The sequence below is a fragment of the Clostridium sp. AF28-12 genome (assembly GCF_003435225.1).
Classification (GTDB): Bacteria; Bacillota; Clostridia; order Lachnospirales; family Lachnospiraceae; genus Pilosibacter; species Pilosibacter fragilis.
The window spans coordinates 1-15,295 of the sequence record NZ_QWGJ01000003.1; the positions used below are offsets into that span (position 1 = coordinate 1).

At 45.3% G+C, this 15,295-nt stretch carries 16 protein-coding genes and 1 riboswitch; of the genes, 14 read left to right on the forward strand and 2 right to left on the reverse strand.

What is annotated here, in order from left to right; all coding sequences use genetic code 11:
• Positions 1 to 86: 86 nt before the first annotated feature.
• From DWY93_RS03605 to DWY93_RS03665, 14 genes are all read left to right on the forward strand, one after another.
• The gene (locus DWY93_RS03605; RefSeq protein ID WP_117471815.1) at positions 87 to 1,136 is read left to right on the forward strand and encodes a GGDEF domain-containing protein; all 1,050 of its coding nucleotides are present in this window, start codon (positions 87 to 89) and stop codon (positions 1,134 to 1,136) included.
• 570 nt (positions 1,137 to 1,706) lie between these two features.
• The gene (locus tag DWY93_RS03610) at positions 1,707 to 3,572 is read left to right on the forward strand and encodes a TIGR03960 family B12-binding radical SAM protein (RefSeq protein WP_117470312.1); all 1,866 of its coding nucleotides are present in this window, start codon (positions 1,707 to 1,709) and stop codon (positions 3,570 to 3,572) included.
• A complete protein-coding gene (locus tag DWY93_RS03615) occupies positions 3,556 to 4,284 on the forward strand; it encodes a TIGR03936 family radical SAM-associated protein (protein ID WP_117471816.1) in 729 nt (242 codons plus the stop codon). The genes DWY93_RS03610 and DWY93_RS03615 overlap by 17 nt, the downstream gene beginning before the upstream one ends.
• Entirely contained in the window at positions 4,265 to 5,566 is a 1,302-nt protein-coding gene (locus DWY93_RS03620) for a ribonuclease E/G (protein WP_117471817.1), read from the forward strand. The genes DWY93_RS03615 and DWY93_RS03620 overlap by 20 nt, the downstream gene beginning before the upstream one ends.
• Positions 5,567 to 5,961: 395 nt before the next feature.
• Positions 5,962 to 6,270, forward strand: a complete 309-nt coding sequence (gene rplU, locus DWY93_RS03625; RefSeq protein WP_021905027.1) for a 50S ribosomal protein L21 — start codon at positions 5,962 to 5,964, stop codon at positions 6,268 to 6,270.
• Between the two features lie 8 nt (positions 6,271 to 6,278).
• Positions 6,279 to 6,608, forward strand: coding sequence for a ribosomal-processing cysteine protease Prp (locus DWY93_RS03630; protein WP_015554472.1), 330 nt, complete (start codon positions 6,279 to 6,281; stop codon positions 6,606 to 6,608).
• Between the two features lie 4 nt (positions 6,609 to 6,612).
• Positions 6,613 to 6,903 carry a 50S ribosomal protein L27 gene (rpmA, locus tag DWY93_RS03635; protein WP_015554473.1) on the forward strand — a complete coding sequence of 97 codons (291 nt, stop codon included), beginning with the start codon at positions 6,613 to 6,615 and terminating at the stop codon, positions 6,901 to 6,903.
• Positions 6,904 to 7,036: 133 nt separating this feature from the next.
• Positions 7,037 to 8,320 (forward strand): GTPase ObgE, encoded by a 1,284-nt coding sequence (gene obgE, locus DWY93_RS03640; RefSeq protein ID WP_117471818.1) that lies wholly within the window; start codon positions 7,037 to 7,039, stop codon positions 8,318 to 8,320.
• Between the two features lie 74 nt (positions 8,321 to 8,394).
• A complete protein-coding gene (yhbY, locus tag DWY93_RS03645; protein WP_021905028.1) occupies positions 8,395 to 8,688 on the forward strand; it encodes a ribosome assembly RNA-binding protein YhbY in 294 nt (97 codons plus the stop codon).
• Positions 8,689 to 8,758: 70 nt separating this feature from the next.
• Positions 8,759 to 9,370, forward strand: a complete 612-nt coding sequence (gene nadD / locus DWY93_RS03650) for a nicotinate-nucleotide adenylyltransferase (protein WP_015554476.1) — start codon at positions 8,759 to 8,761, stop codon at positions 9,368 to 9,370.
• Between the two features lie 124 nt (positions 9,371 to 9,494).
• Entirely contained in the window at positions 9,495 to 10,223 is a 729-nt protein-coding gene (yqeK, locus tag DWY93_RS03655) for a bis(5'-nucleosyl)-tetraphosphatase (symmetrical) YqeK (RefSeq protein ID WP_117471819.1), read from the forward strand.
• Positions 10,144 to 10,497: a ribosome silencing factor gene (rsfS, locus tag DWY93_RS03660; protein ID WP_117470307.1), complete on the forward strand. Its 354-nt coding sequence runs from the start codon at positions 10,144 to 10,146 to the stop codon at positions 10,495 to 10,497. The genes yqeK and rsfS overlap by 80 nt, the downstream gene beginning before the upstream one ends.
• 305 nt (positions 10,498 to 10,802) lie before the next feature.
• Positions 10,803 to 10,991 (forward strand): hypothetical protein, encoded by a 189-nt coding sequence (locus tag DWY93_RS16940; protein WP_147324186.1) that lies wholly within the window; start codon positions 10,803 to 10,805, stop codon positions 10,989 to 10,991.
• Between the two features lie 544 nt (positions 10,992 to 11,535).
• Positions 11,536 to 12,408 (forward strand): PD-(D/E)XK nuclease family transposase, encoded by an 873-nt coding sequence (locus tag DWY93_RS03665; protein WP_117470306.1) that lies wholly within the window; start codon positions 11,536 to 11,538, stop codon positions 12,406 to 12,408.
• A 289-nt stretch (positions 12,409 to 12,697) separates the two neighbouring features.
• Here DWY93_RS03665 and DWY93_RS03670 read toward each other — a convergent pair whose 3' ends face one another.
• Both DWY93_RS03670 and istA read right to left on the reverse strand, forming a co-directional pair.
• A complete protein-coding gene (locus DWY93_RS03670; protein WP_117471820.1) occupies positions 12,698 to 13,483 on the reverse strand; it encodes an ATP-binding protein in 786 nt (261 codons plus the stop codon).
• Positions 13,476 to 14,789, reverse strand: coding sequence for an IS21 family transposase (gene istA, locus DWY93_RS03675; protein WP_242990515.1), 1,314 nt, complete (start codon positions 14,787 to 14,789; stop codon positions 13,476 to 13,478). The genes DWY93_RS03670 and istA overlap by 8 nt, the downstream gene beginning before the upstream one ends.
• A gap of 352 nt (positions 14,790 to 15,141) precedes the next feature.
• Positions 15,142 to 15,242, forward strand: a riboswitch (glycine riboswitch).
• Positions 15,243 to 15,295: the final 53 nt, after the last annotated feature.

Sequence of the window (15,295 nt, forward strand, 5' to 3'; positions counted from 1 at the left end):
TTTTAGCCACAAGTGTTACAAAAAAGCTTGACCACAACAAAGTGTCTTAAATTACGATACCATTATAGTGAGGGGGAAATTGTGAAATGCAGAAAAACAGGAAAAGTAATAATATAATAGGTATTATACAGAGTTTCCTTATATTGATATTAGTAGTTCTTGTTATTTTTATGATGATTCAGATTAGTAGGCTGCAGGGGACAGCACGCGTAATAAATTATGCAGGTCTGGTACGTGGAGCTACACAGCGCGAAGTAAAATTAGAAATTACAGGAAACCAAAATGAAGAATTAATTAAATATTTGGATGATATTCTTCTTGGATTGAGATATCAGGATGGACATTATGATCTGGTAAAACTCAATGACGAAAAATATCAGGAAAAATTGCAAATCCAGAGTGATTACTGGGAAAAATTGAAAACAGAAATTGGATCAGTAAGAAACAAGGGATACGAAAATACAGACATTGTTAATATGAGTGAAATATATTTTACGATGGCAGATGAAACTGTCTCTGCCGCAGAAAGCTATTCAGAAAAGATTGCTACAAAGATTCGTACCATAGAGCTTTTGTCGGCACTTGATATGTTGAGTCTGGTGATATTGGTTATTATGCAGACGCTAAGGGCAATGCAGATGGCAATGCAAAACAGACTGCTGGAACAGAAAGCATTCATAGATGCCCATACTGGGCTGCCAAATAAAAATGCCTGTAATGAGCTTCTTGATAAAAAAGATATGATTACTGATCCTACAGCATGTATAATGTTTGATTTAAATAATCTAAAAACTGTAAATGATACAATGGGACATTCCGCAGGAGATCAGTTAATAATGAATTTTGCAAAGCTTTTGCGCAGTGTTATTCCAGAAAAGGATTTTGTTGGAAGATATGGCGGAGATGAGTTTATAGCAGTCATTTATCATACAAGCGAGGCGGAAATTAAGGAAATATTAAAATCCTTGTCCGGAGAAAAAGACAGATTAAATAGTCATGAAAATCAAATACCAATCGACTATGCATGCGGATGGGCGTTATCCTCCGGTAATATGTCGTGTACAATGCAGATGTTATTGGATGATGCAGATGCCTATATGTATAAAAATAAACAGTTATGCAAGAAATATCATTAGCTTTCAGCTCAGTTTCAATTCCCTGAAAAAACTTTACTGCCTCCCGGAGGATTTTCACTGGCACGATTTGTGTCATGTATACGCAACGCTGATGGTTCATTGCCAGGTCAATATCAAAGAACAGGCCGTCGTGCTCGGATATTCCAGCGGAATTTTCCCGATGCAACACTAAGTTGTCCCGAGCCAGAAAGCTTGTGAAGAGGTTCTTGGATTCAAAGAGTATTCGGAAAATTTGATAAAAAGTTCGACGATATGAGCTCGAAAAGTTGCTTCCGGGAAAGAATCTGTTGCGGAAACGCGGGAAATACCGTATAATAATGCGGTCTGATCTGTACATTTAGAGCGGATTTATCCGTAAAATAATGGAAAATCCGAATTGTGCGTATTTCAGAAAATTTTTTTTGTCGTAAGAGTAAAAAATATTATGTAAACTGTCCGAGAGAAAAAACACTTGACAAGAATTTGTGTTTTTCCGCTTACGGAGAAGATCAGAGAAAAAGAACTAAAAAACCAAAAAACAGCGATGAACGCATCGCAAAAACGTGAGAAATGTAGGTAAAATAAGGATTTATGAGAAAACTAGCATTACCAGAAGAGATACTCTTGAGTATCCAGCAGCCCGCCCGCTACATCGGCGGTGAGGTGAACATGGTGAAGAAAAATCCGTCCCTTGTGGACATTCGGTTTGCCATGTGCTTTCCGGATGTGTATGACATCGGTATGTCCCATCTGGGAATCCAGATCCTCTACGATATGTTTAACAAGTATGAGGACGTGTACTGTGAGCGTGTATACTCCCCGTGGACAGACCTTGATAAGATCATGAGGGAGAAACATATCCCATTATTTGCCCTTGAGTCCCAGGACCCGGTGAAGGAATTCGATTTCCTTGGAATTACGCTTCAGTATGAGATGTGCTACACGAATATTTTACAGGTGCTGGAGCTTTCCGACATTCCGCTTCACGCGGAGGATCGTACCTGGGATGATCCGGTCGTCATCGGTGGCGGTCCGTGTTCCTACAACCCGGAGCCGATCGCGGTGTTCTTTGATATGTTTTATATCGGAGAGGGAGAAATCTCCTACCGGAAGCTTCTTGATGTCTACAAGGAGTCCAGAAAGAACGGGGATTCCAGACAGGAGTTCTTGAGAAAGGCAGCGGGAATTCCGGGAATCTATGTTCCGTCCTTATACGAAGTGACATATGAGGAAGACGGCACGATCAGGAGCTTTCTGCCGACAGCGACGGGGGTGCCGGAGAAGGTGGAAAAGCAGCTTGTTATGGAAATGACAGAGTCCGTCTACCCGGAGAAACCGTTGGTTCCGTTTATCAAGGCGACCCAGGACCGCGTGGTTCTCGAGATCATGCGTGGCTGCATCCGCGGCTGTCGTTTCTGTCAGGCTGGAATGATCTACCGTCCGGTCCGCGAGAAGAATGTAGAGCATTTAAAAGAGCTGGCTTATAAGATGTTAAAGAGCACGGGACACGAGGAGATCTCCTTAAGCTCCTTAAGTTCTAGTGACTACAGAAGTCTGGAAGAACTTGTAACATTCCTGATCGATACCTTCCACGGCAAAGGCGTGAACGTGTCCCTGCCGTCCCTGCGTATCGACGCCTTCTCCCTTGACGTTATGAGCAAGGTTCAGGATGTCAAGAAGAGCAGCCTGACCTTCGCGCCGGAGGCGGGTTCCCAGAGACTGAGAAATGTTATTAATAAGGGACTGACAGAGGAAGATATCTTAAACGGCTCCGCATTGGCATTTCAGGGCGGATGGAACCGTGTAAAGCTGTATTTCATGCTGGGACTTCCGACAGAGACTGTGGAAGATATGGAAGGAATTGCCCTGCTTTCCGAGAAGATCGCGGAGAAGTACTACGAGATTCCGAAGGACAAGCGAAACGGAAAGGTACAGGTCGTTGCGAGTACGTCATTCTTCGTTCCGAAGCCATTTACCCCGTTCCAGTGGGCGCAGATGAGTACAAAAGAGGAGTTCCTCGGAAAAGCCCGCATTGTAAACCACAAGATGCACGAGATGCTGAACCACAAGAGCTTAAAATATAACTGGCACGAGGCGGACGTGACGGTCCTCGAGGGCGTTCTTGCCCGTGGAGACCGGAAGGTCGCTGCTGTCATTGAGGAGGCCTACAGACAGGGCGCGCTCTATGACGCATGGTCTGAGAGCTTTAACAATGAGATCTGGATGAATGCCTTTGAGACATGCGGCGTGGACATCGATTTCTATACGACGAGAGCACGCTCCCTCGATGAGATATTCCCGTGGGATTTCATCGACACAGGTGTGACGAAGGAATTCTTAAAGAGAGAGTGGATCAACGCGACAAAAGAGACTGTCACCCCGAACTGCAGAATGCGCTGTTCCGGCTGCGGTGTGAGAAGATTTGGAGGAGGTGTCTGTTATGAAGATCAGAATTAAATTTTCCAAGCAGGGAGCGATGAAGTTCATCGGACATCTCGACACGATGCGGTATTTCCAGAAGGCTATGCGCCGCGCGGATGTGGATATCCGCTATTCCGAAGGTTTCTCCCCACATCAGATCATGTCCTTTGCGGCACCGCTCGGCGTGGGCCTCACCGGAAGCGGCGAGTATCTGGATATTGAGGTGCTGTCCACGGACTCTTCCGCAGAGATGGTGAAACGGCTGAACGACACGATGGTGGAAGGCGTTGAGGTATTGAGCTACCGGAAACTGCCGGATGACGCGGAAAACGCCATGTCTATTGTTGCGGCATGTGATTATACCATCGTCCTGAGAGACAATTACGAGAACGGACTTTCCATGACAGCGGAAGAATTCTACAACGGAATTCTTGATTTCATCGAAAACGGAAACCTGAATATCGTGAAAAAGACGAAAAAGGGAGAGAAGGAGATGGACTTAAAGCCGCTGATCTACGAGGCACACCGCGTGGCGGACGGAAACGGACTCTTCCTGCAGCTTTCTTCTGGAAGTGCGGCGAATGTAAAGCCGGAGCTGGTCCTCGAGGCATACTGTAAGTCTCTGGGAAAAGAGTATCCGCAGTTTGCGTTCCGCATCAACCGTGAGGAAGTATACGCGGACGCGGGAGAACATGACTTTGTGACTCTGGAATCCTTCGGAGAAGAAATTGGAGAACACGTTGGATAAACTGATCATTACGGCACTGCGCGGGAAGACCGCCGCAGTGCTTTTTAAAGATGGACATGCTGCCCAGATCGACTTTGAGCCGGAGGCGGCGGAGGAAGAGACCGGTGTGATCTTTGTCGGAAAAGTGAAGAATATTTCAAAGAACATCAATGCGGCTTTTGTGGAGTACCGGCCGGGTGTCAACGGTTTTTACAGCCTGAAGGAAAATGCGCGTCCGATCTACGCGGACGGGAAGACGGAACATGGACCTTTAAAAGCAGGGGATGAGATCCTGGTGCAAGTGGAACGGTCCGCGGTGAAGACGAAGGACGCGGTGCTGACCTCAAATCTTACGCTGACAGGGCAGACGGCGGTTCTGAGTGCCGGGAAAAGTTCCCTTGGAATTTCCGCGAAGATCCGGGATAAGGAATGGCGGGATGCAGTGAAACAGCGCTGGAAGGCGACAGAACACGGAGACTGCGGTCTTGTCGTCAGGACGAACGGAGAGGCGGCTGGGATCGATAAGGTGTTTGAGGAGTTTGCAGCGCTTTATGAACGGTATCTGGTGATCTGTAAAGCAGCGGCAAGCCGGACCTGTTACAATGTGCTGTATCGGCCGGAGAGTTTTGCGGTTCGTGCGGTCCGGGATCTGAAGATCTGTGATGGACTGGAAGTTGTCACGGATCTGCCGGAAGTTTATAAAGAACTGCAGGATGCGTTAGGGATTACAGACAGCAGGGCGGCGGAGAATTCCGGGACAGCAGCGGATTCTGAGGCAACAGAAAGCTCTGCAGCAACAGCGGATTCCACAGCGGTTGATTCTGCAAAGATGGCATGTTCCATGGCAGCAGGAATGCCATCACTCAGACTTTATACGGATGATTTTCCACTCACAGCCCTCTACCATCTGGAGACGATCCTGTCCCAGGCGCTCTCAAAGACGGTCTGGTTAAAATCTGGTGGAAATCTTGTGATCGAGCCTACAGAGGCGCTCACGGTCATTGATGTAAATACGGCTAAGAGTATTTCAAAGAAGACGTCCGAAGAGACATACCTGAAGACAAATCTGGAAGCGGCGGGGGAGATCGCTGTCCAGCTCCGTCTCAGGAATCTCTCCGGGATCATGATTGTGGACTTTATTGATATGAAGGAAGAGGAGAGCCGGAAGACACTTCTCGCAGCACTGCGGCGCGCTGTAACAGCAGACCCGGTGAAGACCGTACTTGTTGATATGACACCTCTTGGTCTTGTGGAACTCACGAGAAAGAAGATCCGCAGACCGCTGCATGAACAGGTACGGTGAGTCCGGGAAAAGGACTGCCGGGTACGGAAGAGCCGGATAAACAGGTCCAGAGAATGGACGCAGGAAACGTTATTGTTCGGCCATAACGAAAAATGTTACAGTTCAGCCATTACATCTTCTTGTTTTCATATTCATGAAAACAAGAAGCTTGGTGGTTCCACCATATGCTGATTCGGATGAAAAAGTGCTTATGCAAGCAAGCTTGCATAAGCACTTTCCCATTCAAACCAGCGCATGGCTGAACTGTAACCGAAAAATATCGAAATTGCGAAAAAATGCTTGACAATACAAGCGCTGTTTGTTATAGTTTTATAGTGTGCCGCACAGTGAGGTTTTCAAGGATTCCATAATGGAAGACACCATAACTGGCGAGTAATGATAATAGGAGGTGCAATATGTACGCGATTATTGCAACTGGCGGTAAGCAGTATAGAGTAGCCGAGGGCGACAGCATCAAGATCGAGAGAATTGACGCAGAGGTTGGTTCTGCAGTGACTTTTGATCAGGTTCTTGCTGTTAACAACGGAGAGCTTACAATCGGATGCCCGACCGTTGAGGGTGCAACAGTATCTGCAACAGTAGAGAAAGTTGGCAAGGGCAAAAAAGTTATCGTTTACAAGTATAAGCGCAAATCTGGCTACCATAAGAAAAATGGTCACAGACAGCTTTATACTCAGGTTAAGATTGAAAAGATCAATGCTTAATTAAGATTATGATTCAGGTAAATATCCTGCGTGACAGGAACGAAGTAGTAAAGGGAATCGATATCAATGGTCATGCTGGCTATGCAGAATACGGACAGGACGTGATTTGTGCTGCTGTTTCCGCACTGGTTCTCAACATGGCAAACTCCGTTGAAACATTTACGGACGATCACTTCGAAGGAAGTGTGGGGGAAGATGGTGGAAGCTTTTCTTTTTCCTTCCCGGACAAAATAAGTTCTGAGTCGCAGCTCCTCATGAAATCCCTGATTCTCGGACTCGAAAATATCCGGGATGAATATGGAGCAGAATATATCAAATTTCGATTCAGGGAGGTGTAACGATATGTTTAAGATGAACCTTCAGTTATTTGCTCATAAGAAAGGTGTTGGTTCCACAAAGAACGGACGTGATTCTGAGTCCAAACGCCTTGGAGCTAAGAGAGCAGACGGACAGTTCGTATTAGCTGGCAACATCCTTTACAGACAGCGCGGAACAAAGATTCACCCGGGTCTCAACGTAGGCATCGGCGGTGATGATACTTTATTCGCTAAAGTTGACGGTGTTGTTAAGTTTGAGAGAAAGGGCAGAGACAAAAAGCAGGTTTCTGTATATCCTCAGGCAATCAACGAATAATAACGATGAGCTCCATACTGGATGGTATGGAGCTTTTTTAAGATTCACGTGTAACAGTGAGACTTTGGATTCATGAAAAGAATAAGAAGCGGCACTGTTATATTTTTTAATTTTACTGAGAGGACGGTTTTCCATGTTTACAGACAGTGCAAAAGTATATATCAGATCAGGAAACGGCGGAAACGGGCATGTGAGCTTCCGGCGCGAACTGTATGTTCCGAATGGAGGACCTGACGGCGGTGACGGCGGAAGAGGCGGAGACATCATCTTTGAAGTGGATGATGGACTGAACACGCTTGTGGATTTCCGTCATGTAAGGAAGTATGCGGCCGGAAATGGCGAAGAGGGCGGAAAACGCCGCTGCCATGGCGCTGACGGAAAGGACCTGATCGTCAGGGTCCCGGAAGGTACTGTCGTTAAGGACCTGGAAACCGGTAAGGTTATCACAGACATGTCCGGCGAAAACCGCCGGGAAGTGATCTTAAAGGGCGGTAAAGGCGGTCTTGGGAATATGCATTTTGCGACAGCAACCATGCAGGTTCCGAAATATGCCCAGCCGGGACAGCCGGGGCAGGAGCTCTGGGTACAGTTAGAGCTGAAGGTGATCGCAGATGTGGGACTCGTAGGGTTTCCGAATGTCGGAAAATCCACTCTGTTATCCCGTGTTTCCAACGCAAGACCGAAGATCGCGAATTATCATTTCACGACTTTGAACCCGCATCTCGGCGTAGTTAATTTAGGCGATGGCAACAGCTTTGTAATGGCGGATATCCCTGGCCTTATAGAGGGTGCGTCTGAGGGAGCCGGCCTTGGGCATGAGTTTCTTCGCCATATCGAGCGTACGAAAGTCCTGCTTCATGTGGTAGACGCAGCTTCCGTTGAGGGACGTGACCCGATCGAGGATGTCCATGCGATCATGGACGAGCTTTCCGCTTATAATCCGGAGCTCTTAAAGCTGCCACAGGCTATCGCAGCCAATAAGCTGGATGCAGTTTATGATGAGGGGGCGGATCCGCTCGCAGACTTAAAGAAAGAGTTCGAGCCGATGGGAATCCCGGTATTTGGAATTTCTGCTGTCAGCGGCGAAGGTGTAAATGATCTTCTCTACTATCTCTATGATGTGATCAGGAAGACAGACCGTACGCCGAAGATCTTTGAGAAAGAATTCGAGATCGAGTATGTGGGTGACCGTTCGCTTCCTTATACTGTCGAGAAGGATGAAGAGGGCATCTATGTGGTTGAGGGGCCGAGAATCGAGAAGATGCTTGGTTACACGAACCTTGATTCTGAGAAGGGCTTTGATTTCTTCCAGAAATTCTTAAAGCAGTCCGGAATCCTTGCCGATCTTGAAAAGGCGGGAATTCAGGAAGGCGATACGGTCCGCATGTACGGACTCGTATTTGACTACTATAAATAATGCATCGGATCTTCTCCGGGTGTCCGTATAAATGCCCGGAGACCATGCTTTTCCATATATGAAAAGGAGTTACTATGACCAGCAAACAGCGTTCCTATTTAAAGGGACTTGCAATGACCATGGATGCCGTTTTACAGATCGGCAAGTCCAGCCTCACACCGGAGATCACCAAATCCGTCGAGGAAGCGTTAAACGCAAGAGAATTGATTAAGATCCATGTACTGAAGAACTGTGCGGATGACGGAAAAGACCTTGCGCAGATCCTTGCAGAGCGCACTCATTCCGAGGTTGTACAGGTAATCGGAAAGATGATCGTTCTGTATAAGCCGGCGAAGGAAGAGAAGGACAGAAAGATCATTCTTCCGTAAACAGTGTGACGATCGCGGCAATCCGGGACTGTTTGACGTCCGGATTGTGCGCGGGCAAAGGGGGGATACGATGAGACGCATCGGTATTCTTGGGGGAACATTTGATCCGGTCCACAACGGTCACCTGCTTCTTGGGGAACAGGCGTATCGGGAGTATGGACTGGATGAGATCTGGTTTATGCCGTCCCATGTTCCGCCGCACAAAAAAGATCATCTTATCACGGATGGGGCGGCGCGCATCAGGATGCTGGAGCTTGCCACGGAATCAATCCCGTATTTTACTGTCTCTGATTTTGAGATGGGACGGGAAGGGAACACCTACACGGCGCAGACTCTGGCACTCTTAAAAGAGGCATATCCGGATATAGAGGTCTATTTTATCATAGGGGCAGATTCCCTGTACCAGCTGGAATCCTGGTATCATCCGGAACAGGTGATGGCGCAGGCTGTGCTTCTGGTATCCGGAAGAACCTACGAGGACGGTGGTGTGCCGCTTGAGGATAAGGTTGCTTACTTCAATGAGAAGTACAACGCGGATATCCGGATCCTTCATAATCCAAAGATCGACGTGGCGTCCGCGGATATCCGGAAAAAGGCGGCAGAAGGCAGGGATCTTTCAAAAGACATGCCGGCGGCTGTGGCGGAGTATATCAGAGAGACAGGCCTGTATCTGACAAAATAGTCTGCCGGATATTCCGGTATCATGACGGTGCATCAGACGCGGGAAAAGAACATGCGGAAACAGATGACCCGCATCTCACAGCAAAAATGCCGGGGCATTCTTGAATTCAGAAAGAAGATTCATTATGGATAGTCGTGTACCTGAAATCAGAAAACATTTAAAGAAAAAACTCGATGCGTACCGCTATGAGCATACGCTTGGCGTGGAATTTACCTGCCAGGCACTTGCGATGCGATATGGGTACGATCTTGATAAAGCCGATCTTGCGGGACTCCTGCATGATTCGGCAAAGCGTTTTGAGGATCCGGTCATGCTTCAAAAATGTCTGGACCGCAATATTCCGGTGACTGCCGAGGAAGAGAGGGATCCGTCCCTGCTTCACGCAAAACTCGGGGCATGGATGGCGGAACATAAATACGGGGTGGATGATCCGGAGATCTTAAGCGCGATCACCTGCCATACGACGGGAAAGCCGGGCATGGGTCTGCTCGACAAGATCCTCTATGTGGCAGATTACATTGAACCGAGACGATCCAAGGCGGCCAACCTTACGGCTATGCGGAAGCTTGCGTTCATCGATCTTGATGAGGCATGCCTCGAGATCATGGAGAGCATTCTTGTATATTTAAAAAGTACGGGCTGCCAGGTCGATCCGATGACAGAGGCGGCGTGTGAGGATATGCGCCGTGTCGTTTCGGAAAGGAAGAAAGAGACAGCCGGAGAGGCATCAGCCGGGACCGGAATAACCCATCAGGACAAGGAGGAACAATCAGTTGAATCAGTCAAAAGAAATGGTAAAACTTGCAGTCGAGGCTTTGGAGGAGAAAAAAGGCGAAGACGTAAAAATTATTGACATCGAGGGCGTTTCCGTGATCGCGGATTACTTCGTTCTCGCAAGCGCTTCCAATGTAAACCAGACACAGGCTTTAGTTGATAATGTAGAAGAAAAGCTTTTCAAAGCTGGTTATGAGTGTCATCAGAAAGAGGGAAGCATGAGCTCCACATGGGTCCTTATGGATTACGGCGATGTGATCGTACACGTATTCTCCAAGGAAGACCGCCTGTTTTATGATCTGGAGAGGATCTGGAGAGACGGAAAGATCGTGGAGTCTGTGGATGAGCTGTAAATAATATTGTTTAATTCCTTTTATTTCGCGAACATTCCCTCTAATCACGAACAAGGGATAAAATAAGCGTGAAAAATTCCTTTTATATCACGAACAGAAAGGGAAAAACCTGCAAATGGTTTTTCCCTTTTATCGCGAATAAGAGAGAAAAACTTGAAATCTGTGTTTTCCCATCTATCGCGAACAAGGCTGGTAAAGTGTTTTCCTTTTATTTCTCAAACATCTGATTATGATGAAAAACTTACTTTTTAAAATCGCTCCATTTTGGATATTTCAAAATTTGTGAACCAAAGTGGGTTACAAAAATGGAACGAAATGGGTTACAAAAATGTACTGTTTTGGGTTACAAAAATGGAATAAAACGGGTTACAAAAATGGAACGAAATGGGTTACAAAAATGTACTGTTTTGGGTTACAAAAATGGAATAAAACGGGTTACAAAAATGGAATGGATTGGGTTACAAGAATTCCAAAAACCGTTATCCGCAAAATAGGTTAACATCAGTAGAATGCATTTTGGATATGTCCCCCCAAAAATATCCAAAATGGAAAATGTATATCTTTATACAATCACAGAATTTACTCACTTGTTTGTAGATATAAAACACATGAGGCCAGTCACGGAAGTTCCCGTGGCTGACCTCACATTTTGGTTCAATGAGGGTTCCATCTACCTGTAGCTGTCAGGATTTTGATGTCTTTTGACACAGTACAAAAGACATACTGATAATGTTACATATAAATGAGGAATTGAGGGGATAAAAAGAAGCTTAAAATTCCTCTACACCGAAAAATCGCAGTTGGGAACCATGATCCATATCCATACTTATAATAGGTTGATGCAAGGCATAGAGTAATGGTGAAATATCGAAGGAAATCTTGCGACGCTGTTTCAAGTGTGGTAAGATAATACTATACATTATTAATTCCAAAAAGTTGATAAGTGGGCATTGCCCCGAGATCGATATGATCAGGGGATGCCTACAGAAGGGCTTTCCCTGTTTATATAAAATATCACAGAGAAAGTGAGGAAGATGAATGGATTTTGAAAAGAAACATCAGGAAGATCTGCAAAGACTCAGAGGTTTCCGCTTATTGGATGATGACTTCATGACGAAAGTATTTGAAGATATCCAGTGTGCGGAACTGTTGCTTCGGATCATCCTGAACGATGAAGGCATCCACGTTCTGGAAGTACACAGTCAGCGTGGCATCAAGAATTTACAGGGCCGGTCCGTAAGACTGGACATTCTTGCTATCGATAGTCATGACCGTGTATTTAATGTAGAGGTTCAGCGGAGTGACAAAGGTGCTGGCGCGAAGAGGGCCCGATACAACAGCGCATTGATTGATGCGAATGTCACCGAACCAGGTGATTTGTATGAGGCTCTGAATGAGACTTTCGTAATCTTCATTACAGAAAATGATGTTATGAAAGCAGATCTCCCAATCTATCATATTGATAGGGTTGTAAAGGAAACTGGGAAATTGTTTAAGGATGAGGCGCATATCATATATGTGAATTCCCAGATTAAGGATGAAACGAAACTTGGGCGATTAATGCATGATTTCAGCTGCACAAACGCAAAGGATATGCATAACAAGGTCCTTGCAGACCGCGTCCGGTATTTTAAGGAAGATGAGAGAGGAGTGGCGATTATGTGTCGTGAAATGGAAATTATGAGAAATCAGGCACATGAGGAAGGTGTTGAAATAGGCATCAAAAAAGGTAGAATGCTGCAGTTGATTAAGCAGGTCTGCGCCAAGATGCAGAAGTTTTCTTCAGCAGAGGAAATTGCAAATGATCTTGTCGAACAGGACGTGCCTTTGATTCAGAAAATTATGGATGTAGCCCCGAACTTTGGTCCGGATTACAACGTTGATGCTATTTATAAGGCATTAAACTTGTAGAGCTGCCGAAACTCTCCTTGTGGAGAAAAATTACAGCAAAAGATATTTCCCCAAGAGCTTCCCTGAGAGGAGGCTCTTTTTTGATGCCAGCACCAACTTTTGCGACACATACCCTGCTGGCTGTCAAAAATTTTACAGCCAAAATGGGGCGATATTGGAAAAATTCATTTTGGAAAATTTGAAGTGTTAGAGCCCGGAGGAATCGACCACTCAGAGTCCAGTAGAAACAACCAATCCGAGCTCATTAGAAATAGCCAATGCACCTGCTTGGCTAATTAATTATCGACAATTATTCGGTAGGATCACTGATTTCTATCGAATAAGTTTTCAGGTTACGACCTCGATAGCTTTCACCTATCATGAGATAAACGGTGGCAGCATCAAAAGTCCTATCTAACGCACAGAGTAATGAATCCTCTTCTCGAAAGAAGTCCCTCCACTTATCTGGTGTTAGGTTACTGGTGAAAATCATGCAGTTTGGGCCTTCCTTACTGCATCTTCGGTCAATCATATCGAAAAACAGACGGGTGTTTTCCATGTCGAAGATGCTTCTGCCGATTTCATCGATAATCAGACATGATGGTCTGACAAGCCCAGATATTGCACTGCTTTCAGTGCCTGTTCTTCGGGCCTTTGTGAATTTTTCATTCAGTTCTGTGGCTTTTATGAAATAAGCTTTTAATCCTTTTTGGCAACAGGCATTACCATATGCCATTGATAAATGCGTTTTTCCAACACCTGGAGGACCGATAAAAGCTATATTCTGTCTTGAGTATAGCGCTGTCAGATTCGGAAGATTTCTTATCTGCGCTGCATGCTCGCCAGTCACTCTGCTGAAATCAGAGTTTTCGAATGTACTTGGCTCTTTCTGTGGAATACGGCTGTGCTGCAATAGTGCGCTTATTGCTTTATCTCGCTGATTTTTTCTGAGAAAAGCTATGAATCTTTTTATGGCTTCTAGGTGCTCCGGTGGAACTTTCTTTTCAGAAAGATATAAAGCAATCTCCTGTGCTGTTATTTTTATATCCAGAGCAGCAGCATCTGCCTGAATCTGTTCAATCAGTGTATCATTCATTTCTGTCACCTCCAAAAGCAAACTTTGCGAAAGCAGATTTTGGTGGATCTTCTTTTTTCTGAGTGATACTGATCTTTACAGGAACAGAAGGGTTTTCTTCTGGTTGATCATCAGTAAACTGACCTTTGCAGAAACTGTCTTTGCGGCTCCATGTCACATCGTGGGTTATTAAGACTTTTCTCAACTCCAGGTCATAGATATACAATGTAAAATCTTCTCTTTGAACACGGCAGGTCTGTTGAACATAACTGTATGGAATTCCAAAACGTCTTCCTTCATATGTGACAAAACCATCAAATGAAATACAGCGGATCGGGCACAAATACTTTCGGACATCAAAGGTATCCATAAGTATGGATGCATTTTTTATACAGCTTACAGAATGTCTTTCATGAGGAATACAGTCAACAGCTTTGTGATATCGATTGTTCTGATTATCGCACCATTTCCATGCTTCATAGTTGAGATCTGTAATAGTACCAAAAACTCGTCCTGCTAGAAAGTTTTCTTTTACAAAGCGTACCAGGCGCTCAACAGAACCTTTCGTGAACGGATGTCTGGGTCTGCACAGTTTCGTTTCAAAGCCGATGGTATTCATAAAAGCTTCATAATCATGATTCCAAACCGGATGTCCTTCCGAATCACGATGGAGCACAACACTTTTCATATTGTCCGTCAGAACGTGTCCAGGAACTCCCATACGTTTAAAAGCATGAATCATACCAATAAAGAGATTTTCCTGTTTTGCATTTGGAAAGAACTCTATATAGCGTTCCCCGCAATGATGGCAGATCATTGCAAAACAAGCTACTTTGTAAGAAGTGCCATCACCTGTGTCCACATTTACAAATCCCCAGTCCATTTGATAACTCTCACCAGCATCACTGGAATATCTGCGTCCACGGTTGCCCTGCGGTGCAACTGTCTGCCTTTTGGGCGGAATAAGATATTTATGAGATTGAATGTATCTCTTTACCGTAGTTAAGCTCCCTTGAAAGCCTTGTTCCTGAATTCGTTCCAGAATAACTTCAGAATTAGATACCCCTTTTTTCAGCAGGTCATCAATAACTCCTGTATATCCAGAGATAATGGTTGTATCCGCTTTGCGGCCTGTAAGAGCATGTGGTGTTATCTGGAAATCATTCTTTTTTAATCGTCGTAGCTGTGCTCTTGTCATTCCTGTACGGCGTTCCATTTCAGCAAGGTTAATTCTATTGATATCGAACTTATCACCTTGCTCTGACTTCATTTCTTCAATGACTTGTGTTATGATAGTCTGCAAGTCATTACTGTTATTCTCATTCATGTTTCTCCTTTCGTGGTGCATTGGCTAACACCATTATAGAACATGAAGTAATATCGTAATGGCTTCTTTTATTGGATTAAGATTGGCTGTTTCTATCGGACTCAGATTGGTTAATTCTGCTGGTCTTAGGATGGCTGTTTCTATCGGACTCTAACAGAGGTAAGATTTGACGTCCTATTTTGGATTTTGGAAAAAATTTAGGAAATGTACAAAATAGCGGCAAATCCGCATGGATAAAGGATTTGCGATAATTTTCTATTTTGGAAATAAAAAGGTAGTTTTGTTTTGGGAGAGATCGCTCAGGCGATGCCGAAGGGGAACGCAGAAGCTCCCAGGCAAAAGGACCGGTTTCGGACGACGCTCCGAAAAGGCCGGGTGGCAGCGCCCGACCACCGAAGGTGCAACCTCCCAAAGCGGAGGGAATCTCTCAGGTAACTCAACGGGGGCACAAAACCGTAAAGGGCGGTTTTGTGCCCTTTTTTGCTGTCCTAAAAAAGAAACGGAGG